Raw genomic sequence first — 21,313 nt, 5'->3', positions numbered from 1 at the left:
CTGAAATAGCATTTGACAATTAAATAAAAAGAGATTACAGTAGTGAAAGACTATTTTTAAAACAACTATAAACTTCTTATCAAGAGAGACGGAGGGACTGGCCCTATGATGTCTCGGCAACTGGCTGTACGCAGTGCGGTGCCAAATCCAGCAGACGATGTTTCGTTTGGAAGATGAGAAGGGTAATCTTATGATACAAAATAAGAGACCTCTTCTTATCAATAAGAAGAGGTCTTTTTTTATTACGTAAACAAGAGGTGTTAAGAATGGAACAACAAAAAGGAAACGGCTGGGCGCTGTTACCGCTGGGCGTCTTTTTAGTCCTGTTTGTCGGATCAGGAATTATAACGGGAGACTTTTATAAGCTGCCTGTATTAGTAGCCATTATCATTGCAGCCATTGTGGCGCTGGCTATGAACCGCAAAGATTCACTTAATGTAAAAGTGGAGCGTTTTGCTAAAGGAGCAGGACATCCTGATATCATTATTATGGTGCTTATTTTTATTTTAGCAGGTGCTTTTTCTGAAGTCGCTAAAGGCATGGGAGCTGTGGATTCAACGGTAAACTTAGCGCTTTCTGTGCTTCCGCAAAGCTTAGTCGTAGCAGGAATCTTTGTTATTGGCGCATTCATTTCAATTTCGATGGGAACATCAATGGGAACAATTGCTGCGCTGGGACCTATCGCTGTAGGAATCAGTGAGCAAGCGCATGTTTCTGTTACATTGGCAATAGCCGGTGTGATTGGCGGTGCAATGTTTGGTGATAATTTATCTGTTGTCTCTGATACAACGATTGCGGCAGTTCGTACGCAAAAAACAAATATGACAGATAAATTGAAAGTAAACTTTTTTATCGTACTTCCTGCAGCGATTGTTACAGTGATTCTATTGCTTGTAATGACGCTAGGAAACACGTCATCAGTAGAAATTAAAGATTTCAGCTGGTTTAAAATCTTGCCTTATATCGGCGTACTCATTGCTGCAGTATTTGGTGCAAACGTATTAAGCATTTTAACCGGAGGAATTGTGCTAGCCGGCGTGATTGGATTAGCTGACGGAAGCTACACGCTTTCTTCTCTTGCTAAAACTGTGACAGAAGGTATTGGCGGAATGTCAGAGTTAATTATTTTATCTCTGTTAATTGGCGGAATGGTTGAGCTTATTCGCTATAATGGCGGTATTCAGTTCTTATTGAATTTATTAACACGACGCATTCAAACAAAAAAAGGCGGAGAATTCAGCATCGCCGGACTGGTAAGTTTAACTAATTTAGCGACGGCTAATAACACGATTTCAATTATTACAGCAGGTCCGTTAGCAAAAGAAATCTCTGATAAGTATTCAATTGATAATCGTAAATCAGCCAGTCTGCTGGACTTGTTTTCATGCAGCGTTCAAGGGCTTATCCCTTACGGCGCACAAATGCTTCTCGCAGCAGGGTTTGCTAAAGTTTCACCGATTGAGATTATTCCATTTACATTCTATCCAATGTTAACAGCGGTTTGCGGAATCATTGCGATTGTAATTGGATTTCCTCGTTTAAATAAAAAGTCTAAGTCATCTAAAGAAGCTGCGTAATATGAAACCCTTAAAAAGAATGTTCTTTTTAAGGGTTTTTTACTGTTTGAAAAAATCAGTCGGCTTTTCTTCATCTAACTCCTTCCAAAGCGTCTCATTTTGTTTAAGTGCATAAGTCGCTCCTCCAATTTCAATTCCGCATAATAAAATAAATAATAAAATACCCATGAAATGACCTCCTTACGTAAATGAATAAAAACACGATGGTAACGGGTTTAGCTTCTTGCTGTTTCACTTTATAATGAGAATAAAGTATGAAACGCGTTTCAGCGCAAGAGAAAAAGGTGAAAACATGACAAATATCCGAGATATCGCAAAAAAAGCGGGTGTATCTGTTTCGACTGTATCCCGGGTGCTAAATCATCATCCGTATGTAAAAGAAGAGAAACGCCGGCTGGTAGAGCAGGTTATTCACGAACTTAATTATGAACAAAACATTAATGCCGTTCACTTATCAAAAGGGAAAACAAATATGATTGCCGTCGTCTTGCCTTTTATTAATCATCCGTATTTTAGTCTGCTTTTAGAAGGAGTGGCATCTAAAGCGTTAGAAAAGCAGTATCAGCTTGTTATTTGTCAGACGAACTATGATGTGAAAAAAGAAGAAGAAGCGCTTCATATGCTGAAAACAAAGCAAGTTGATGGAGTGATTATTTGTTCTAGAGCAAGCAGCTGGAGCACGATTGAATATTATCAGCAGCACGGGCCGATAGCCGTGTGCGAAAACGTACAGAATCGTTCTATTCGCTCCGTATACGTTGATCATTATGCAGCTTTTAAGCAGGCGCTTATGTATTTAAAAGAAAAAGGATATACGGATATTGGCTACTGTATTGGAAGAATGACGGGTACAAATAGCCTGCAGCGGCAACAAGCATACAAAGAATATGTAGAAAGAATAAATCAGCCTTATCATCCGGAATGGGTTTTTCAAGGCTGTTTGAACGTGACAGATGGTGAAAAAGTGGTGGAAAAACTAGTGCAGATGAAAAATCGGCCTCAGGCGCTTTTAGTAACAAATGATCAAGTAGCTATTGGAATAAAAGCTCAGTGCGAACAAGCGGGTATTTCAGTTCCTGGTGAGTTAGCTATCATTGGTTTTGATAATCATCCGCTTTCTTCTTATTTACAAATAACAACGATAGAACTTCCTCTTAAGGAAATGGGCGAAACGCTTTTTACATTAGTGGGAAGCAAGGTTCCTCAGAAAATTGAGCTCCCTTTTCGGTTTATTGAGCGTAAAAGCGTATGAATTCTTGATGATGCTATGAGGGTTTTTACCGGATAAAATGAGCAAAAGCGGACATCATACGAGTAAAGAAAAAAGAAAAGGATGATGATCGTGGAGAAAAAAGAATATCAAGTGGGAGATCAAGTATTTGTTATTTACCGAAATCCTCATACGGCAAACGTTGCAAATATTAATCAAGCTGAAATTGTTGAACATCCTGAAAACAAAGGTGAAAAGGCGCTGTTTTTACATGAGTCTTATCATTTGTTAGCTGAAGATGATGCCGTGTATTCAACATATGAAGAAGCTGAAAAAATGTATAATAAGATATTTGATTATGAACAATATGACTGACGCAAGGCTCTCTTAAACGGAGAGTCTTTTTTGTTTGAAAAATAATTACCAAGGATAGAGTCTTTTTGTTTTTCAAACGCTATTAATATTAGAAAAAAGGAAGTGTACATGATGATAAAACCTTTTGTACCTCAATTAGTATATATTGAGCCAGGGGCAATGGAGTACCCGCTTGGTGTTCAATTAAAAGAAAAATTTGAGAAGATGGGAATTGAGATTCGTCAAACAACTTCTCATAATCAAGTGCGTAATATACCGGGAAAAAATGATTTGCAAAAATATCGCAATGCCAAGTCGACTTTAGTAGTTGGCGTGCGTAAAACATTGAAATTTGATACATCTAAACCGTCAGCTGAATATGCAATACCGTTTGCAACAGGGTGTATGGGGCACTGTCACTATTGTTATTTGCAGACAACAATGGGAAGCAAACCATATATTCGCACGTACGTGAATGTTGAAGAAATATTAGGTCAAGCAGAGCAATATATGCAGGAGAGAGCCCCTCAAATAACGCGATTTGAAGCGGCTTGTACATCTGATATCGTAGGAATTGACCATTTGACACATTCATTAAAGCGCGCGATTGAATATTTTGGGGAAAGTGAACTAGGTCAACTGCGCTTTGTGACTAAATTTCATCACGTGGATCATTTATTGGATGCTAAACATAATGGTCGCACGCGCTTCCGCTTTAGCATAAATGCAGATTATGTTATAAAAAACTTTGAACCTGGTACATCTCCTCTTGATTACCGGATTGAAGCTGCTAATAAAGTTGCAAAAGCCGGATATCCACTTGGCTTTATTGTGGCGCCTATTTACATTCATGAAGGTTGGCAAGAGGGATACCGTCAGTTGTTTGAAAAGCTTGACGCCTCTATACCTGAGGAGTCAAGAGATGATATTACGTTTGAAATGATTCAGCATCGCTTTACCAAGCCGGCCAAGCGGGTAATCGAGAAAAATTATCCGAAAACAAAGCTTGAGATGAATGAAGAGGAGCGCCGCTACAAATGGGGGCGTTACGGAATTGGAAAATATGTATACGCAAAAGATGAAGAACAAGAATTAAGAGAGACGTTGGAATATTACATTGATCAGTATTTTCCGAATGCAAAAATCGAATACTTTACGTAATTATTCTACAGTAATTGAAAAGTTATTCTGACGCCTTAGTCAAAATAACTTTTCAATTTTTAATGTAAAAAAATAAATTGCTTGCTAATAAGTTGAAAAAAAGAGGTTATTTTTATCTCTTGTCGTATTACATACAAAAGGGAGGTGACTGAGATGTTAAAAAATGAAGAGTTTGCGCTAACAAAAGAATTAACAAACGAACAGCAAGAAGCTGCACGAAATTTTATTCAAGTGTTGTTCCAAGAAAATTTATCTGAATTTTGGAACATATTATGTGATATCGATAAGTCTCGTATTTACGGCTTGTATGAAGCAAACCATTATTATGATTCTGATATTGAACTACATGGGTTTGTACAAGAAATAAGAGATAATGTAAGAGCTGTTTATGCGCCTCTTCAAGGGCAAGGGGGTATTTCGACGAAGGTTCGATATACAAGCGAAGGAAAGATGTATGTATACATATTAGGCAGTGGCGAAAACCCTAAGGTATATCCTGTTGGATTAATGCCTGAAACATATATCGAACAAGAACGTTTTTCTCAGCGGCTTCAAATTAGCATTTATAACGACGAGTTTCGAAACGTTGCCCTATAAACCATATATATAGAAAAATAAAGAATAATAAAATTAATTTGTTAAAATAGCAATATTTGGGGTATGTAATAGGTATACCATTAAAAAGGGGTGAAAGAAATGCATTATTATCGTATTTCAGAGGGAGACCATGAAGAGTATTGTGAAACGATTCTGCTTCATGAAAAGAAGTTTTGCAAAGAAACATTTCAATCTATGGTGCGAGAAGCAATGAACAATAAGCCCGGTAAAATTGACCGTGTGGATATTGTTAAATATTTAATTGGTCACCATAGCTTTCAAGTAGCCCACATCGAAGCGGGATTTCATAGTACATACAGCGAGAAAGTGACATAAAAAATGCAGCACATCCTATACAACGAACTTTTCTTTTGAAAAGGGCGCTGTATTTTTTTTTGCTAAAAATAGAATGTTTCTAAGAGATATTCCTTTTAATAGTATAATAGTTAAGCGCTGTAAGATATACATATAAACATCACAAATACTTTAAAGAGAAAGGGTGAGGAAATATGGAAAAAGAAAGAATAGAAGAACTTGAACGAAAAATAAGCAGTTTAGAAGAAGACGTAGCTAGGCTAAAGTCGCTCGTATATAAAACAAATTCTCCAAGATCAAAAACAGTTCACGCTCCTCCCAAGCAGTGCGAGGAGACCACTAAACTTCCTGCTCAAACAGCAGCTAAAAGCTCACAGGCAATAGAAGAACCTGTTGATTGGGAAAAAGTCCTTTTTCAAACATGGCTGCCGAGAATTTTTATTTTTGTATTTATTATTGGCGTATTATGGGGATTTAAAGCAGCCTCTGACTATGGGTTAATGAATGAAAAAGCAAAAGTTGTTCTCGGTTTCGTTGTTTCAATAGGTTTTGCTGTGACAGGTCGTTTCCAAATTAAAAAGGGCAGGTTGGTGCTCGGGCGAGTACTTGTAGGAGGAGCTATTCCTATTCTCATGTTAACGACGTTTGCGATGCATAGCCTGTATCATTTAGCGGGACCAACGCTTGCTTTTATACTAAATGCGAGCTGGATTATCCTAGGGATTATCGCGACAGTCTTTTATCGTTCACAGGCATTAGGTATTATTAGCGCGGTTGGAGGCGTACTAGTTCCTTTTCTTATTGAAAGTAATTCGCCTAATGCGCTCGTTTTCATTGGCTATGAAACGCTTCTGTATATTGCCTTTTTATATGTGGCAATCAAACAAAAATATTCAATTTTATATGTTCTTTCCGCGGTACTATTAAATCTTACGCTACTCATTTATTACTCGTTTGTTGGTGATAATGGTGTAAAAGAGTTATTAGGTATGGCGATTCTTATTCAGCATTTATGCTTAATTTCTAGTTTTTTTCTATCACAGTCCGTACTCCAAGTATATGCGTTTACCCTTCTATCGAGTTTAGCAGTTACGTACGGCTGGCTGCTCACCGTTTTTGACGATGGCACGACCACAATGGTGCTGCTTGCGCTAGTTATTATTTACGCAGTAGGTGTTTACGCAGTAAGAAGTTCTAAAGAGAAATTTGAATTTTTTATTACCTATTTAATTGTTGCAGTAGCGTTTTTTATTCATCAGCTCGTCGATTTAAGAGAAGGAGTCATTTTATATGTGATTCAAGGACTTGCTGTTTACTATATCGCCATGACGTATAAAAATCTACTTCATCAACTATTTTCTTATACAATTTATATACTGAGTGCAACGTATATCTTAGTTACACCAATCGAACAAGTGCTGTCTCTTCCGACATTAAATTGGCTTGTTGTGTTAGCTTCTATTCTAGTATTTATATGGATCAGCATTCAAAAAACAGAACAGGATGAGCACGATACGTTCAAAATTGGAGGAAGTATTGTTTTTTCTATTCTTTCTTTAATTTTTGCTACGGAAGTTACGGCCGCTGGCACCAATCATCTTTCCGCTAATCCGCAAACGCTTATTATGACGGCCGTTTGGTTAGGGCTGTCCATTGCAGCATTTGTAATAGGATCACTTAAAACGTTTAAAACAGCAACGTATATCGGTGTGGGCATTTTGTTCTTAACACTTTTTAAACTTGTTTTATACGATTTACCTTTTATCCCAATGGCTATACGGGCCTTGTTATTTATCGTCTTAGGAGCTATCGGTTTAATTATCTCGCGACTATTTTATAAAAAGAAGTAGCTAGAAGCTGAAGAGAAATTCTTCAGCTTTATTTATTATAATATTATTATGTAAACTTAATCTTGAAGTCGTACAAAAAGTATACAATCATGTATAATGGAACAAGTGAATTGGAGGTATACATAAAATGAAATCACTTGTATTAGCAGAAAAGCCAAGTGTAGCACGTGATCTTGCGCGCGTACTTGGCAGCACCCAAACAAAAAAAGGGTATATTGAAGGACCAAAGTATGTCGTAACATGGGCACTCGGTCATTTAGTTGAATTACAAACACCAGAGGATTATGATAACCAATATAAAACGTGGCGATTAGAAGATCTGCCAATCATGCCTGAGAAAATGAAATTAAAAGTAATTCGTAAAGTGAGTTCTCAGTTTCGCACAGTATCCGATCTAGCAAAAAGAAAGGATATTGGAGAGTTAATTATTGCGACTGATGCAGGGCGTGAAGGAGAACTTGTAGCACGCTGGATTATGGAAAAGGTACGCTGGAACAAGCCGTTTAAACGCCTTTGGATTTCGTCTCAAACGGATAAAGCAATTCGTGACGGGTTTAAACAGTTAAAACCAGGAACAGAGTTTAATCGCTTGTATGATTCAGCTGTTTGTCGTTCAGAAGCTGATTGGCTTATCGGTTTAAACGTGACGAGAGCGTTAACGACTAAATACGAAGAACCATTGTCGGCAGGAAGGGTACAAACTCCGACGCTTGCGATGATAATTGAGCGTGAACAAGTAATTAACACATTCAAACCTAGTGAATATTGGACGCTTACAGCTCAGTTTTCATCTTTTGAAGCGGCTTGGCAAAAGGGCAATGAAAAGCGCATTTTTGATGAAAAACGCGCAAAAGAGCTGCACTCAAAATTATCAGGTGAGGCAGTTGTAAAAACAATTAAGCGCAAAATGCATAAAGAAGCGCAGCCGCTTCCTTATGACTTAAACGAACTGCAGCGGGATGCTAACAAACGCTTTAACTTCTCTGCTAAGAAGACATTGAATGTACTTCAAAAGTTATATGAACAGCATAAGTTAGTCACATATCCACGTACAGATTCCCGTTATTTAACAACAGATATGGTTTCTACTATGAAAGAGCGTTTGGAAAGCATCTCTGCTGTATATAAAGAAGAGGTTCGTTCAATTTTAAGAAATGCACAGTTGCCAAAGCGAGTGGTTAATAACGAAAAAGTAAGTGATCACCATGCTATTATCGTAACGGATCAGCCCGTGTTTCTACAGGACTTATCAGCTGATGAACGAAAGCTGTATGACTTAATTGCAAAGCGATTTATTTCATTATTTTATCCTGCATATGAGTATGAAGTGGTTAAAGCAGAGCTTGAAGTAAATGGGGAACAGTTAGTAGCAAGCGGAAAGCAAGTCGTGAATGCAGGCTTCAAAAAAGTTTCTGGTGGAGACTCAGAAGCAACGGTGAAGCTGCCTGATATGGAAGAAGGCAGCAAGCTGCTCATTCAAGATGTAACGATGAAAAGTGCATTTACAGAGCCGCCGCAGCGCTATACAGAAGCGGATCTTCTTGGACAAATGGAAAAACATAATTTAGGTACTCCGGCAACACGTGCAGATATTATTGAAAAACTTCTGCAAAATGAGTCCATTGATCGCCAAAACAATCGTCTACACGCAACCAAAAAAGGAAAGCAGCTGATTGACCTAGTAGCAGATGAGTTAAAGTCGCCTGAGCTTACGGCTAAGTGGGAACGTGACTTAGAAGCAATTGCTAAAGGAAAAGGAAATGCAAAAGAGTTCTTAACAAATATTCGCGAACAAACAGAAAAGCTAGTTAAGCAAGTAAAAACGAGTAATCAAACGTACAAACCTCATAATTTAACGGGCTCTAAATGTCCGGAATGCGGTTCTTTCTTGAAAGAAAAGAAAACAAAGCAAGGAAGAGTGCTCGTTTGTTCAAGCCTTGAGTGCAGCTATAGACGCGCAAAAGACCCTAAACTATCGAATCGACGCTGTCCGCAGTGTCACAAGCGAATGGAAATTCATTCAGGAAAAGCGGGCACGTATTTCCAATGCCGTTCATGTCAAGTAGTGGAGAAAGCTGAGGACAAAAAGAAAAAGATTTCAAAACGAGAAGAACGAAAGCTTCTTAACAAATATAATGATGACGGAGCATTTGGTTCAAGCTTGGGTGATGCTTTAAAACAAGCCCTTCAAGATAAAAAAGATAAATAATCTAGAAAAGTGCGATACCACGGTATCGCACTTTTTTCGTATAATATGGATTAAGTGATGAGTAAGTAAGGTGGAGTGGAACAATGAAAAGAAAAAGCAGGGGAATGGATCGTTTAATCGCGTTCTTTATAGTAGGAGCGATGGTACTAATCATTTTAGCGATACTAATGGGAAGCTATTTTTTTGGTTTTATAGGCTTCCTTAAAGTAATGGGAGTGGAATATGAGTCCTACTGGGCCATATATTTATTTCTATTTTTTATTTTTGTATTTGGCTTTATAGCTTTTTTCAAAGACACTCATTTTTTTAATGAAGAATGCCAGACTGAATAGAGTACTATTTGTAACATTTGCAGCTTCTGTAGATATATTTTTTACTTTTCTATCAGTTTATATAGCAGACTTGCTTGTGAGCGGAATTCGTTTATCTATTTTAGCGATGATTCTTTTATCCGTCTTATTTTTTTGGATGGAGAGTGCATTGGATAGTAAGTTTCTACGTAAAAAAACAAGCTGATGAAGTTTTTCATCAACAGCGCATCAGCAAGAAAAGCGCATCATATCAAGCTTCAAAGCTATTTAAAGAACCCTGTAACATATTTTTTTAAAAAAGTATGTGATTTTTTTCACATAACTCTTGAAAAAGGACAAACATGTTTGTATAATAAGAATTGTAAAAGATATGTGAAACATTTCACAATATATGTGAATAAATTCACAATATCATATTTTCTATAATCCTAAGGGGGATATCATCTATGAAAATTGCAGTAGTAGGGTGTACACATGCAGGAACGGCAGCAGTAAAAAATATGGCAGAACTTTATCCAGAAGCTAAAATTACAGTTTATGAGCGAAATGATAATGTTTCATTTTTGTCTTGTGGAATTGCGCTCTATGTAGGCGGGGTCGTAAAAGATGCAAATGGCTTATTTTACTCTTCACCGTCTGAATTGCAAGAGATGGGTGTAAATATGAAAATGAAATATGAAGTTACGAATATTGATACAGATGGTAAAAAAATAGCTGTACGAAATTTAGAAACCAACGAAGAATTTGAAGATACATTTGATAAATTAGTGATGACAACTGGATCATGGCCGATCATTCCAAACCTTGAAGGCATCGATTTAAATAATGTTGTGCTTTGTAAAAACTATCAGCATGCTAATCACATTATTGAAAAAGCGAAGCAAGCGAAGAAAATAGCCGTAATTGGTGCGGGCTATATTGGTGCAGAATTAGTAGAAGCATTCGAAGTGTATGGAAAAGAAGTCACGTTTATTGATAGTGCTGATCGCATTTTAAATAAATATCTTGATCCAGAATTTACGAATCTAATGGAAACTGAGTTTGAAAATCGAGGAGTTAAATTAGCATTAAACCAAGCGGTTACTAAATTTGTAGGCAGTGAGGGATCTGTTGAAAAAGTAGTGACAACTAAAGGCGAATACGAAGCGGATCTTGTTATTCTGTGTGTTGGCTTCCGTCCAAATACAGAATTAGTAAAAGGACAAGTAGACATGCTTCCAAACGGCGCAATTGTGGTTGATGAATATATGCAAACAAGCAAAAAAGATATATTTGCTGCCGGAGATAGCTGTGCCATTTACTATAATCCGATTAAGAAACATGCCTATATTCCGCTTGCTACAAATGCAGTTAGAATGGGAACATTAGTAGCTCAAAACCTTGTTAAGTCAACGATTAAGTATATGGGAACACAAGGAACGTCAGGTCTGCATATTTATGATTACAATGTTGCATCTACCGGCATAACTGAAACAGCAGCTTCTCTTTTTGATATGAATGTGAAAAGTATCACAATATCAGAGAATAACCGACCTGAATTCATGCCAACGTACGAAAATATTACGTTGAAAGTAGTATTTGAAGAAGAAACAAGACGAATTGTAGGCGCACAGGTTATTTCTAAAATTGATGCTACTCAAGCAATCAATACATTGTCTGTATGTGTACAGCAGGAAATGACCATCGATGAGCTTGGCTTTATGGACTTTTTCTTTCAACCGCACTTTAATAAGCCTTGGCATTTCTTAAACCAAGCAGGACTTCAAGCGCTTCAAGCATAAAAAAAGCAGGTGACTACCTGCTTTTTTTATGTAGATTTTATTATCTTTTTTATTTTAGCAGGTCTAAAGCGGATCCAGCCTATAATAAGAAGAATAAAAGGATAAAAAGCCCCTACGAAAAAACTATAGGGAATCCACGTTTCGGCTAACCATGTTTTTTGATAGATAATAGTTGGATAAACGATAATAGAAAAAGTTGTAACGATTAACCCCATCGGTAACGTTAGAAATCGAGTTTCGTTAACGTTAAAAATGTGGCAAAGCCCAGCGATAGAAGCATGAAAATAAAGAGAAACTTTAAAGAAAAGAGTAAGAAACCATATAATAGCAATAATTACTTCAATTCCTTGAAGAAAGTTTCCTACATCAATTCTTCTTCCTAATTCATAGCTTGGAAACATGGTGATTTGGGAGTAATAAGGACCAAGTACTAAAATTCCGAGTAAGATTAACGTAACCATCACTAGTCCACCGGCTACATTACCTATATAAAAAGATTGAGTTGCCTTTTTCGTGTCTGGTGTATGGGAAGGGAAAATCATAAGCAGAATCGTATAAGTCAAAGAACTTATGCTTAAAAACGTTAAAACAGCACGAATAAAAGCTTTTGGATGGATTTCGAACACAGGCTGAAGATGCTCTATTTTAATTTGAGGGATCATAGACACAATGAGAAGCCCGAATAATCCGACAAACCAAGGGAATAAAATCTCGGCACTTCGTGCAATAACCTCTATTCCTAGGCGTACTCCTACGATGACCACACCCATAAATGCAATGTGGATGGCTGTAAGCGGGGTGTAGGGAAGAATTTGTGTAGTGAGAAAATTCCCTACATAGTAAAGAACTTGACTGCTGATAAATAAATTGGATAACACAAAAACAGCAGAAACAATCTTTCCAAATAGTTTGCCAAAAATTTTTTCGTTCATTTCCATCAGCGTAAGCGTTGGAAACATTTTTCCTAGTGAGGTAAAAAGCAAAACTAAGCCAATTCCTAATGCAACACCGAAGAGTGCGGCAATCCAGGCATCTTGATGAGCATCAGCTGTAATAGCGGCAGGTACAACAATAATTGTGCTTCCGATGCTATACAAAGTTACTAATTTGCGAAACTGCGCAGCTGAAATATTGATTTCATTAAGCAAAATGAGCACATCCTTTTGCCATATACACTAATTAAGTGATCCAACGGAATAATAAGTGACTTAAAGGTTGAAACATTACTTCTACCCAATCAGAAGGGTTCGGTAGAGGCAGCCGAAAGATTTTTGCAAGAGCGATTATGATACTGATTGTCATGAACACAATAAAAATGTTCCGTTCCTTTTTATGAGAGTGTTGAGGTAATCTTTTTATTTCCATCCATATAATCCCTGCACAAATGATCAAAAAGGAAAGAAACAAGTGCATGCAGTCAACCCCAATACATTTTTTCGTTCAGATAAGCTATTCGTATGATGTCCGCTAAAGAAAGTCATTATACATTTCTGTAAAATATAGAAAGTATTTCAGGAGATAGAAGATATTTTCTAGGGCTCTTATATGATTGAGGGGTTTGTTATGAGGAATATACACTTAGCTTTAACCTATTGAAGCGTTGTATGAATATGTAGAAAAATGCCACACTAAAGAGTGAACAAATGGAAAGGAGCACTATGATGAAAAAATTCCCATACAATAAAGATAAACAACAATCGTTTCAAGCAGCACAGCAGGGGCATAAAGAAGCAGTAGATGCATATGAACAGGCAAATGAAGCTAAAAATGATGCATCGTACGGCCATGAAGCGAAGCAAGCGATAGGTGAAGTGAATGAAGCCTCTCAGCAAATTGAGAATGCGCTTGAAAATGCTTCTGAAACACAGCGTCAGCGTTTAACAGAGTTTCAGCAAGATATAAAAGATATGGAGAACAACCTTAATCAATAAAAGAGCCGCTGTTTTACTTAGAACAGGTTCACAATAGGGTATAAATTGTAAAAGCAGAAGATAATGAACTTCTGCTTTTTTTATTGGTAGTGTGAACGTAGGTTTCGTGTATATAATTGCTTCTGGCTATTGTTTGGGGGAAAGGCGAAGACTTGCACGGAAATCAACAGTGGTGTAACAAATAATCCATCATTCCATTCTTATTTTAAAAGGTATAGAAGTTAAAAAAGTAAGAATCCTAATAAAAACAGAACGATAAGAATGGAAAGGGATTGTGACAGGAACATGCTAATAAATATACTAATAATGATTGTCGTATTGTACTTCATATATGTATTCGTAACTGCAGTGGTACTGTTTTATGTCCCTTTGCACAAGGGAAAAGACTTAAAAGTAATGAATACTGAGAATTTTTACGGAAAGGAAGAATCCACAGACCGGGTTATGCTTTTGGAAAACGGTTATTTTTCAGGGCTTGTTCGGATGCAGATGATTCAAGAAGCGAGGCATACAATTGATATTGCTTACTTTTCCATCGGTAAAGGTCGTTCTTCGGATTTACTTATGGGCGCTTTATTCGAAGCTGCGGATCGAGGTATACGTATTCGAGTGCTATTAGACGGGATCTCTCATGGGTTAAAAGGCAAGAGAAAAAATGTTCTTTATGCTCTAGCTTTCCACAATAATATAGAATTAAAGTACTATGAGCCCTTCACTATTTTTAAACCTTGGACCTGGCATAATCGTCTTCACGATAAAATAATAGTAGTCGATGGCCAATTAGGTATTATTGGAGGACGAAATATTGGAGATAAATACTTGGCCAGTCAACCAGATAAAAATTTTGTCTATGACCGTGATGTGCTGATTTATAACACAAAGCAAGAAAGTCATAGTGTCATTCTCTCAATGGAGAAGTATGTAGAGAAATTATGGACTCATCCGTATACACGCAAAGCTTTTCAAAAGCTCAAGAAGACTAAACAATTTCGTGGTCTTTCAGGAAAAAAATTGTTGATAGATCAATACGAAAAGGCAAAAAAAGCAAACGAACCTTTTGTCCATCCTTATATTGTATGGAGAGAATCAACGATGCCTACAAGAAAGGTTTCTTTTATTACAAATCCTATTCAGAGAATTAATAAAAGCCCTTTTATATGGAAAACATTTATTAAGCTTTCCCAACAAGCTGAAAAATCCATTGTTGTTCAAAGCCCTTATATCGTACCAACAAAAGAGATGGAACGGTATATAGATAAGCGGGTAAAACCCAAAGTACAAAGAATTATTTTAACTAATTCTATTACATCCACTCCAAATGCTATGGCTTTTTCTGCATACTTGGGAGTGAAGAATCACGTCATAAAAGCTGGTTCAAAGCTTTATGAATATCAAAAGCCCTATTCAATTCACGGGAAATCTGTTGTTTATGATCAGCGTTTAAGTGCAGTTGGTTCTTTTAACTTAGATTCCCGCTCTGCATTTTTAAATACTGAATCCATGGTTATGATAGATAGTGAAGAATTTGCAGCCGAGTTAACAGGAGCTATTGAAACTAAAATTTCTCACAGTATGCTTGTGGGAAATGAGGGAGAACCTGTGGATTTTAATACGGATTCTCAAAAAAACGTGCCTCCTGTAAAATCTGCACTTCTACATATTCTTTCGGTCTTTACGCGATTTTGGAGACATTTTGTATAGTACTATGTTACAGTAGAGTCTCTAAAAACAAATAGCGGAGATTAAAGAAGACTGCAGCTGGTGAAGGGAATGTGTAAAAAGCTGTGATATGCCTCACAGTTTTTTTGAAACTGCTAGTACTAGTTATGATTTATCAAAAGACCTATTGACGAAATTCCATATATGTTTTATTATGATATAGCGTCGTTAATAAACGAGGTTCTTTTGAAGAAATCATTTCTAGGGGCATAGTTTAAAGGTAGAACTACGGTCTCCAAAACCGTCAGTGTGGGTTCGATTCCTACTGCCCCTGCCATTTTGGAGTTATCTTTTAGTTCACACGCGGGTGTGGCGGAATTGGCAGACGCGCTAGACTTAGGATCTAGTGTCTTATGACGTGGGGGTTCAAGTCCCTTCACCCGCATCTTTATTTTCATATATGCGCGGAAGTAGTTCAGTGGTAGAACACCACCTTGCCAAGGTGGGGGTCGCGAGTTCGAACCTCGTCTTCCGCTTCTTTTCAAAAGCAGTTTGCATGTGCAAACTGCTTTTTTGTTGTAGAAATAAAGAGTTTTATTATGCTGTTTTTAATCAGAAATATTTTATTAAAGCAGTACTGCTTATACGTGTTGTTTTCGTGAATATACACATAATATTGGGGTTACATTAAAAGCTAATGAACGATACGTGAAGACATCTAATATGGTTTTTAAGATAGGGGAGAGTCCTATGGAATCTAGTTGGTTTTCCATTATACCGTTTTTAATTGTTATTCCAATAGCTATTTTCACCAAACAAGTGCTGCCAGGGTTGTTTTTGGGCTTATTAGTAGGCGCTTATTTGATTGATCATTCGATTATTGGAGGTGTTGAAAAGCTACTTCACTACGTTGTACAAGCTCTTAGAAATAAAAGTAATATAGAAATCGTCGTCTTTTTATACGCGTTTTCAGGGCTTATCGGAATGATTAAGATGGCTGGAGGAGTTAAGGGGTTTGTGGAAACTGCTGCAGAAAGAATTGATACAAGAAAAAAAGCCCTTATTTTAACCTATGTTTCAACCATTGGGACATTCAGTGCTCCGACATTTCGTTTTGTTACGATCGCGCCCATCATGAGAGCGCTGCTGAAAAAAGTGAAAATGACGACAGCAGAGCTAGGGTTTGTTATTGAAACAACTGCTACTCCTGTTATCGTCTTAATTCCTGTGGCAACGGCATTTGTAGGATATATGGTATCAATCATTCAAATGGCGATTGATCATCAAGGCATAAAACAAGACGCTTATTCTTTGTTCATTCAAAGTATTCCTTATAATTTCTTTTCGATTGTAATTATTTTAGTAGGGATTTATTTAAGCTTTTTTCATCATTCAACATCTACGGCTCCTATGAAGCTTGAGGAAGAAGACGAAAAAGATTGGCATGATTGTCATCCTTGCGTATCGAAGGATTTGCCTTCTAAGCCTTGGAATCTCTTAGTGCCTTTACTTGTCGTGATCTCACTCACCTTACTTTTAACATGGTGGAGTGGACATCATAAAAGTCACACCTTTTTTGAAGCATTTATTAAAGCAGACGTACTAGAAGCGATGGTAGTAGCTTTGATTATGACTACGTTAATTACCCTCATTTTTTTCTTATTTCAGCGCTTTACATTACAGAATTTGCTTAATGGTTTTATCACAGGAGGCAATGACTTAATGTCCGTTATTCTGTTGTTATCGGTAGTATGGGGATTATCCGCTGTTACAGAAGACTTGGGTTTTTCGAATTTCGTGACGGCACATTCTAAGTGGATTCCTCAAATGTTTGTCACTCCTTTTATGTTTGTGTTTGGAGCTGCTATTTCTTACTTTATCGGGTCTGCTTGGGGGACGTGGGGGATTTTAATGCCGCTTGGCGTATCGCTTGCAAGTTCTGCAGACCTTTCTTTACCGTTGATTATCGGTGCGGTATTTGCGAGCGGTTCATTTGGAGCGTTTTCTTCACCTTTAAGCGACGATACGAATACCATCGCCAAAATATTAGATTTATCTGTTATTGAATATGCCAAGTATAAATTAAAGCCAGCTTTAATTGCAGCAGGAATAACAGTTGCTTTTTATCTCGTTGTATCTTTCTTGTTTTGAATGAGAGAAATAGCCATCTAGTATCAATTTTTTATTTTTTTCAGCTTAACGTATGCATACAGTCCTAATGATAGGCACACTAGTATGATACAAGTAAGCGGAAATAAGATGGTATTAACAAAATGATCATAAAACCATATATACACGAAAATCACCTCACTAACTGCAAATTTATTGTTATTGTCTCTGCTGCCGCTTCCTATTCTTAAAAAATGCGATAAGCAGAAGCAGTATAGGTACGACAGCAAAAAGTGGCATATGTAAAAGCAATCTTGCTACGTGCAATCCTTCATAAAGATGCTCTTGAAAATTACTAGCGATCGTAATCGACAAAAACAACACAATGATGCCTAAAGGATATGCCAGACGTGAAGGAGATTTAATTTTAAATAAAGTAGCTGTACTTATTATAGAAGCATAAAACAAGATGCTAACTTTAAAATAAATCCCAATAACCATAGCGAACATAAAAAATACATCTAGACGCTCTAAAAAATCAGCTACTTGGATTGTTTGGACAGTACTCAGAAGAGGGAACTGTGATCTTGTCGTCAAATCAACTCCAAGCACGCTAATGTTAATGATCATCGTAATAATTAGATTAATTCCGCTTAATCCCGTTGCGCATAGCATGGTGACATTTGCTTTTTTAGGGTTGCTTAAATAAGGCAGAAGCATGGTAAATACAATAGCTTCTGTGAAAGGGAAATACAGCGTTTCGGTTAAAGCAACTTTGGCAACAGGAAGTATTCCTTCTTTTAATACCGGCTGTAAGTTCTTAAAATCAATTAATCCTGAGCTAATAATTAAGATGAAGCCTGCAATAGCCAGAAAATACATAAAAATAAACAGAAGCTCTCCTGACCTCGCTATTGCTTCAATTCCTTTTCGGGTTATATAGATAATGACCAGCATCAATAAAGCATTGGCAATAAATAAAGGCGTATCCGGATAAGCAAAAGTAAGAAGCATCTCTCCGAAATCTCTTAGAACTCGCGATGCATCGTATAAAAAATACACAATATATATGAAGGCAAGAAGTGTTCCCAGTACCTTACCTAAAATTTTCTGCATATACTCTGTAGGCAGGAGGTCCGGATAGTAGGAATAGAGTTTATGATAGATTAAGAAGAAAAAAAAGCTGCACAGCATTCCAATTAAAATAGCTAGCCACGCATCTTGTTTCGCTCCCATTGCAAGAGGGACTAATAGAGCGCTTCCCAGTTCAAATAAAACCATGAGAATAAATAATTGAGTGGCGCTAATTTTTGCTTTTTCCATATACCCAGTACCTCCTTGTCTTAGTGTTGTTTTTCTTTTACGCTAGAAAGAAATGATTTATTGCGCAGACCTGTTCGGCGAATATAAGCTTCTACCGTAACGTCTACATCTAATTTTGGAAAGTAAACGTCATCCCATTCTGATTTGAGTTTTTCCCACTGATTGGGGCGCGTGCGTTCCAGCGCTTCTCCAAATCCAAAGATATCAACTTTGTCTGTCTGAGCTTGTTTAATAGCCGTTTGTAATTCTTTTTTTATTTCTTTACCTGCAGCTTTTTCCATTTTTTTGATTACAGCAGGTTGACGTGTATCAACAGGGACCTCCACTTCTCCAAGATCGCCTTCTACACGAGTATGAACGGACGCATAAGGTTTTCCTTTTATCATTTTTACAGATACATCCGTTTTTTGACGAACTGTTTGATAGGCAAGCGCTTCTTTTTTTCCTTTCCAATCTACATTAATATCGGTTCCTTGTATTTTATCAAGGATCCAAACACTGCCTCTGGCTGGACTATTGTACAACCAGTCGATTAACTTTCCATTTTTAAAAACAGCAATGCCAGAAGCACGAAGGGTAGCTTCTGGTGCGCTTTGCTGGAGATTATCTAATTTTTCTGCTTGTTGAGGATTTCCAACTAAACGAAAACCCGATACTAGCGCTTCTCCTCCGGGAGATTCGAGAGATCTCATCACTTCTTGAAAGGAAACCTTTAGGTTTTCTCCCCATTTTCTTTGAGTGAACTCCAGCGTTTTCATAATTTTGTTTGCTGGAATTTTATCGACAGGCGTTAGTGCTTTTACCAAATCAGCAGCACTTGATTGGTTTGCGATTACTAAGGAAGTCGTAATTCGAAACTCAGGATCGCGATCAATAGAATCAATAAGAATGTTAATTCCTTCTTCACGCGCTAGTTTTTCTCCGATCACGACTAAGTTGGTATGGGCATAATAAAGTCTTCGGGAAATTCTAGCTGAAGCGCGTCTGCTTGCTTCAACTAAATTATTACCGGAAGCGGAATAGATCGTAACAGGCGGACTTTGAGTACCGCCGCCCCCTTGTAAGCCAGCTACATTTCCCGGGTTAATAATTTGAAAGGTAAGCTCATACCGCCCGTCTTTCGTTTTATCAATGCCCATTGCTGATACAAATGAAAGGTCCGTTAACTCTTTTTTACTCCAGCAGCTAGTAAGCAATACCATCATTATGGTCATTACCAGTAAAAATAAACTTTTACGTTTCATTTTGATCATCTTCTTCCATTTCCTGATTAATCATGCCTCTTGAAGAAGGAGGCTCAGGCTTTTGATGTTTGCTTTGACGAACTTTGTTATCACTAATTAATTTAGGTCTTCTTCTCATCGTCCACCAAGGTAACCGAAGCAATGTATCTTCATTGCTTACAGGAATAAAGGGTGCTAATGGCGTCATGTAAGGAACACCAAATGAACGTAAGCTGCACAGGTGTCCAACCCCCATTAAAAGAATAAGGATAATGCCATAGAAACCGAATGTAGCCGCTCCTAATATAAATAAAAAACGAATTAAACGCGCTGAAATAGCCATATCGAAAGACGGTGTGGCAAAGCTAGCAATGGCTGTAATCGATACAATAATAACCATAGCTGGTGAGACGATCCCTGCTTGGACCGCTGCTTGCCCAATAACAAGAGCTCCAACGATCGATACAGCAGAGCCGATAGCTTTTGGTAAACGAATCCCTGCTTCACGCAAAATTTCAAAGGTGACTTCCATAAAAAAAGCTTCCACGAACGCGGGAAATGGAACGGATTCTCGCTGTGCCGCAAGAGCTACAATAAGCGTTGTGGGTACCATCTCTTGATGAAATGTCGTAACCGCCACATACGTAGCAGGAGCGATAAGTGAAATCATAAACATAAACACCCGCAAAAGACGAATGGACGTCGCAATATCAAAGCGTGCGTAGTAATCTTCAGCCGATTGGAAAAATTGAATGAACAACGCTGGAGCGATAAGTACAAAAGGAGTGCCATCCACAAAAATAGCAATTCTTCCTTCCAAAAGGTTACCCGCCACCACATCGGGTCTTTCTGTATTATAAATAGTTGGAAAAGGAGTGACCGTTTGATCTTCAATTAGCTGCTCAACATAACCTGATTCCAAAATACTATCAATATCAATGTTTTTTAATCGCTTTCGAATTTCTTTTACAACTTTATCGTTTGCGATGCCATGAATATACATAAGAGTGACATCCGTTTTAGTTACCCGGCCAATCTTCATCGACTCTAGCCATAAGTCGGGTGTTTTAATAATTCGGCGCACCATGGCTAAGTTTGTGCCAATAGACTCAGTAAAGGCACCTTTTGGTCCTCGCACTACCATTTGGGTAGTAGATTCTGCAATGGCACGCTTTTCACCGCCTTGTGTACTCACGCTGAGTACGCGGTTTATGCCGTCGACAATAAGAAGGCTGTCACCTGACATTAAAGAAGAAAGTAAATCATTCCAGTTGTCTGCAAACGATACGTTACCCATTGTTACGATGTCTTCGGAAATTAACTCTAATGCATTTTGATCGTTTAGGTCGTTTTTTTGATTATCTTTCATAAGAGACTGCAGTAAGTAATCTTGAATAGCCTGATTATCTACAATCCCTTCTATGTAGACGATAGCAGCAGCCAAGCTGTTATTGACGCCTATTTTAAAATGACGAATCACAATATCTGAGCTGTTTCCAGTTTTCTCTTTAATGAGGGTAAGGTTTTCAGACAGCAGATTCTTAAGAGAAGACACTGTTTGTTCGTTGTTTGTTTGATCTGCCTGAGGTTGAAGTTTATTTTTAGATTTTTGATTTTTAAAGAACGAAGGCATAAATGAAAGCACCCTTACTATAGTTTTTATTAATTTGACCAAAAACCGTATAATTATGTAATTTTTAACA

17 protein-coding genes, 3 tRNA genes, 1 pseudogene and 1 riboswitch are annotated in these 21,313 nt (G+C 37.5%); of the genes and pseudogenes, 16 read left to right on the top strand and 5 right to left on the bottom strand.

What is annotated here, in order from left to right:
- Positions 1-73 precede the first annotated feature (73 nt).
- A riboswitch (SAM riboswitch) is annotated at positions 74-180 on the top strand.
- A gap of 86 nt (positions 181-266) precedes the next feature.
- Positions 267-1,577: a Na+/H+ antiporter NhaC family protein gene (locus tag AC4NPH_RS03810; protein ID WP_013056925.1), complete on the top strand. Its 1,311-nt coding sequence runs from the start codon at positions 267-269 to the stop codon at positions 1,575-1,577.
- Positions 1,578-1,616: 39 nt separating this feature from the next.
- Here AC4NPH_RS03810 and AC4NPH_RS03805 read toward each other — a convergent pair whose 3' ends face one another.
- Positions 1,617-1,745: a hypothetical protein gene (locus AC4NPH_RS03805; protein ID WP_255263033.1), complete on the bottom strand. Its 129-nt coding sequence runs from the start codon at positions 1,743-1,745 to the stop codon at positions 1,617-1,619.
- A 124-nt stretch (positions 1,746-1,869) separates the two neighbouring features.
- Between AC4NPH_RS03805 and AC4NPH_RS03800 the strand changes: the two genes are divergently transcribed.
- From AC4NPH_RS03800 to AC4NPH_RS03760, 9 genes and pseudogenes are all read left to right on the top strand, one after another.
- Entirely contained in the window at positions 1,870-2,829 is a 960-nt protein-coding gene (locus AC4NPH_RS03800; protein WP_013056927.1) for a LacI family DNA-binding transcriptional regulator, read from the top strand.
- An 84-nt stretch (positions 2,830-2,913) separates the two neighbouring features.
- The gene (locus AC4NPH_RS03795) at positions 2,914-3,162 is read left to right on the top strand and encodes a transcriptional regulator SplA domain-containing protein (RefSeq protein WP_016764006.1); all 249 of its coding nucleotides are present in this window, start codon (positions 2,914-2,916) and stop codon (positions 3,160-3,162) included.
- A 111-nt stretch (positions 3,163-3,273) separates the two neighbouring features.
- Positions 3,274-4,302 carry a spore photoproduct lyase gene (gene splB / locus AC4NPH_RS03790; protein WP_025752275.1) on the top strand — a complete coding sequence of 343 codons (1,029 nt, stop codon included), beginning with the start codon at positions 3,274-3,276 and terminating at the stop codon, positions 4,300-4,302.
- A gap of 153 nt (positions 4,303-4,455) precedes the next feature.
- Positions 4,456-4,899 (top strand): hypothetical protein, encoded by a 444-nt coding sequence (locus tag AC4NPH_RS03785; RefSeq protein WP_029321599.1) that lies wholly within the window; start codon positions 4,456-4,458, stop codon positions 4,897-4,899.
- Positions 4,900-4,998: 99 nt separating this feature from the next.
- Positions 4,999-5,235 (top strand): hypothetical protein, encoded by a 237-nt coding sequence (locus tag AC4NPH_RS03780; protein ID WP_013056931.1) that lies wholly within the window; start codon positions 4,999-5,001, stop codon positions 5,233-5,235.
- Positions 5,236-5,408: 173 nt separating this feature from the next.
- Positions 5,409-7,064, top strand: coding sequence for a DUF2339 domain-containing protein (locus AC4NPH_RS03775; protein WP_063671501.1), 1,656 nt, complete (start codon positions 5,409-5,411; stop codon positions 7,062-7,064).
- 127 nt (positions 7,065-7,191) lie between these two features.
- Positions 7,192-9,273 (top strand): DNA topoisomerase III, encoded by a 2,082-nt coding sequence (locus AC4NPH_RS03770; protein ID WP_013056933.1) that lies wholly within the window; start codon positions 7,192-7,194, stop codon positions 9,271-9,273.
- 83 nt (positions 9,274-9,356) lie between these two features.
- Positions 9,357-9,789, top strand: a pseudogene (locus tag AC4NPH_RS03765) (YrvL family regulatory protein).
- A gap of 241 nt (positions 9,790-10,030) precedes the next feature.
- Positions 10,031-11,365 carry an FAD-dependent oxidoreductase gene (locus tag AC4NPH_RS03760; RefSeq protein ID WP_491938566.1) on the top strand — a complete coding sequence of 445 codons (1,335 nt, stop codon included), beginning with the start codon at positions 10,031-10,033 and terminating at the stop codon, positions 11,363-11,365.
- A 26-nt stretch (positions 11,366-11,391) separates the two neighbouring features.
- On the opposite strand, the gene AC4NPH_RS03755 is transcribed toward AC4NPH_RS03760, so the two are convergent.
- On the bottom strand, positions 11,392-12,522 hold the full coding sequence (locus AC4NPH_RS03755; RefSeq protein WP_279824649.1) for a GerAB/ArcD/ProY family transporter: 1,131 nt from the start codon (positions 12,520-12,522) through the stop codon (positions 11,392-11,394).
- A gap of 504 nt (positions 12,523-13,026) precedes the next feature.
- Between AC4NPH_RS03755 and AC4NPH_RS03750 the strand changes: the two genes are divergently transcribed.
- The 6 genes from AC4NPH_RS03750 (at position 13,027) to AC4NPH_RS03725 (ending at position 17,106) form a co-directional block, all read left to right on the top strand.
- Positions 13,027-13,296 (top strand): hypothetical protein, encoded by a 270-nt coding sequence (locus AC4NPH_RS03750; protein WP_013056940.1) that lies wholly within the window; start codon positions 13,027-13,029, stop codon positions 13,294-13,296.
- Between the two features lie 306 nt (positions 13,297-13,602).
- A complete protein-coding gene (locus AC4NPH_RS03745; RefSeq protein WP_057273122.1) occupies positions 13,603-14,997 on the top strand; it encodes a phospholipase D-like domain-containing protein in 1,395 nt (464 codons plus the stop codon).
- Positions 14,998-15,218: 221 nt separating this feature from the next.
- Positions 15,219-15,292, top strand: a tRNA-Trp gene (locus AC4NPH_RS03740).
- Positions 15,293-15,318: 26 nt separating this feature from the next.
- Positions 15,319-15,400 (top strand) — tRNA-Leu (locus tag AC4NPH_RS03735).
- Positions 15,401-15,419: 19 nt separating this feature from the next.
- Positions 15,420-15,491, top strand: a tRNA-Gly gene (locus AC4NPH_RS03730).
- Between the two features lie 214 nt (positions 15,492-15,705).
- Positions 15,706-17,106 carry a Na+/H+ antiporter NhaC family protein gene (locus AC4NPH_RS03725; protein WP_043982340.1) on the top strand — a complete coding sequence of 467 codons (1,401 nt, stop codon included), beginning with the start codon at positions 15,706-15,708 and terminating at the stop codon, positions 17,104-17,106.
- Positions 17,107-17,283: 177 nt separating this feature from the next.
- On the opposite strand, the gene AC4NPH_RS03720 is transcribed toward AC4NPH_RS03725, so the two are convergent.
- The 3 genes from AC4NPH_RS03720 to AC4NPH_RS03710 are packed head-to-tail and all read right to left on the bottom strand — an operon-like array spanning position 17,284 to position 21,243.
- Positions 17,284-18,387, bottom strand: a complete 1,104-nt coding sequence (locus AC4NPH_RS03720) for a GerAB/ArcD/ProY family transporter (protein ID WP_063671509.1) — start codon at positions 18,385-18,387, stop codon at positions 17,284-17,286.
- Positions 18,388-18,407: 20 nt separating this feature from the next.
- Positions 18,408-19,631, bottom strand: coding sequence for a Ger(x)C family spore germination protein (locus AC4NPH_RS03715; protein ID WP_098315056.1), 1,224 nt, complete (start codon positions 19,629-19,631; stop codon positions 18,408-18,410).
- A complete protein-coding gene (locus AC4NPH_RS03710) occupies positions 19,621-21,243 on the bottom strand; it encodes a spore germination protein (protein WP_063671512.1) in 1,623 nt (540 codons plus the stop codon). Before AC4NPH_RS03710 ends, AC4NPH_RS03715 begins: the two co-directional genes overlap by 11 nt.
- Positions 21,244-21,313 lie beyond the last annotated feature (70 nt).

Source organism: Priestia sp. MDV22-iso46, assembly GCF_058629175.1.
Note: the sequence above shows the minus strand (reverse complement) of the source record. Positions and strands in the feature narration are given on the sequence as shown.

Bases quoted from the DNA above. Each gene is read 5' to 3' on its own strand.
- AC4NPH_RS03810 (WP_013056925.1), top strand. From the start codon at position 267: ATGGAACAACAAAAAGGAAACGGCTGGGCGCTGTTACCGCTGGGCGTC.
- AC4NPH_RS03805 (WP_255263033.1), bottom strand. From the start codon at position 1,745: ATGGGTATTTTATTATTTATTTTATTATGCGGAATTGAAATTGGAGGA.
- AC4NPH_RS03800 (WP_013056927.1), top strand. From the start codon at position 1,870: ATGACAAATATCCGAGATATCGCAAAAAAAGCGGGTGTATCTGTTTCG.
- AC4NPH_RS03795 (WP_016764006.1), top strand. From the start codon at position 2,914: ATGATCGTGGAGAAAAAAGAATATCAAGTGGGAGATCAAGTATTTGTT.
- splB (WP_025752275.1), top strand. From the start codon at position 3,274: ATGATAAAACCTTTTGTACCTCAATTAGTATATATTGAGCCAGGGGCA.
- AC4NPH_RS03785 (WP_029321599.1), top strand. From the start codon at position 4,456: ATGTTAAAAAATGAAGAGTTTGCGCTAACAAAAGAATTAACAAACGAA.
- AC4NPH_RS03780 (WP_013056931.1), top strand. From the start codon at position 4,999: ATGCATTATTATCGTATTTCAGAGGGAGACCATGAAGAGTATTGTGAA.
- AC4NPH_RS03775 (WP_063671501.1), top strand. From the start codon at position 5,409: ATGGAAAAAGAAAGAATAGAAGAACTTGAACGAAAAATAAGCAGTTTA.
- AC4NPH_RS03770 (WP_013056933.1), top strand. From the start codon at position 7,192: ATGAAATCACTTGTATTAGCAGAAAAGCCAAGTGTAGCACGTGATCTT.
- AC4NPH_RS03760 (WP_491938566.1), top strand. From the start codon at position 10,031: ATGAAAATTGCAGTAGTAGGGTGTACACATGCAGGAACGGCAGCAGTA.
- AC4NPH_RS03750 (WP_013056940.1), top strand. From the start codon at position 13,027: ATGAAAAAATTCCCATACAATAAAGATAAACAACAATCGTTTCAAGCA.
- AC4NPH_RS03745 (WP_057273122.1), top strand. From the start codon at position 13,603: ATGATTGTCGTATTGTACTTCATATATGTATTCGTAACTGCAGTGGTA.
- AC4NPH_RS03725 (WP_043982340.1), top strand. From the start codon at position 15,706: ATGGAATCTAGTTGGTTTTCCATTATACCGTTTTTAATTGTTATTCCA.
- AC4NPH_RS03720 (WP_063671509.1), bottom strand. From the start codon at position 18,387: ATGGAAAAAGCAAAAATTAGCGCCACTCAATTATTTATTCTCATGGTT.
- AC4NPH_RS03715 (WP_098315056.1), bottom strand. From the start codon at position 19,631: ATGAAACGTAAAAGTTTATTTTTACTGGTAATGACCATAATGATGGTA.
- AC4NPH_RS03710 (WP_063671512.1), bottom strand. From the start codon at position 21,243: ATGCCTTCGTTCTTTAAAAATCAAAAATCTAAAAATAAACTTCAACCT.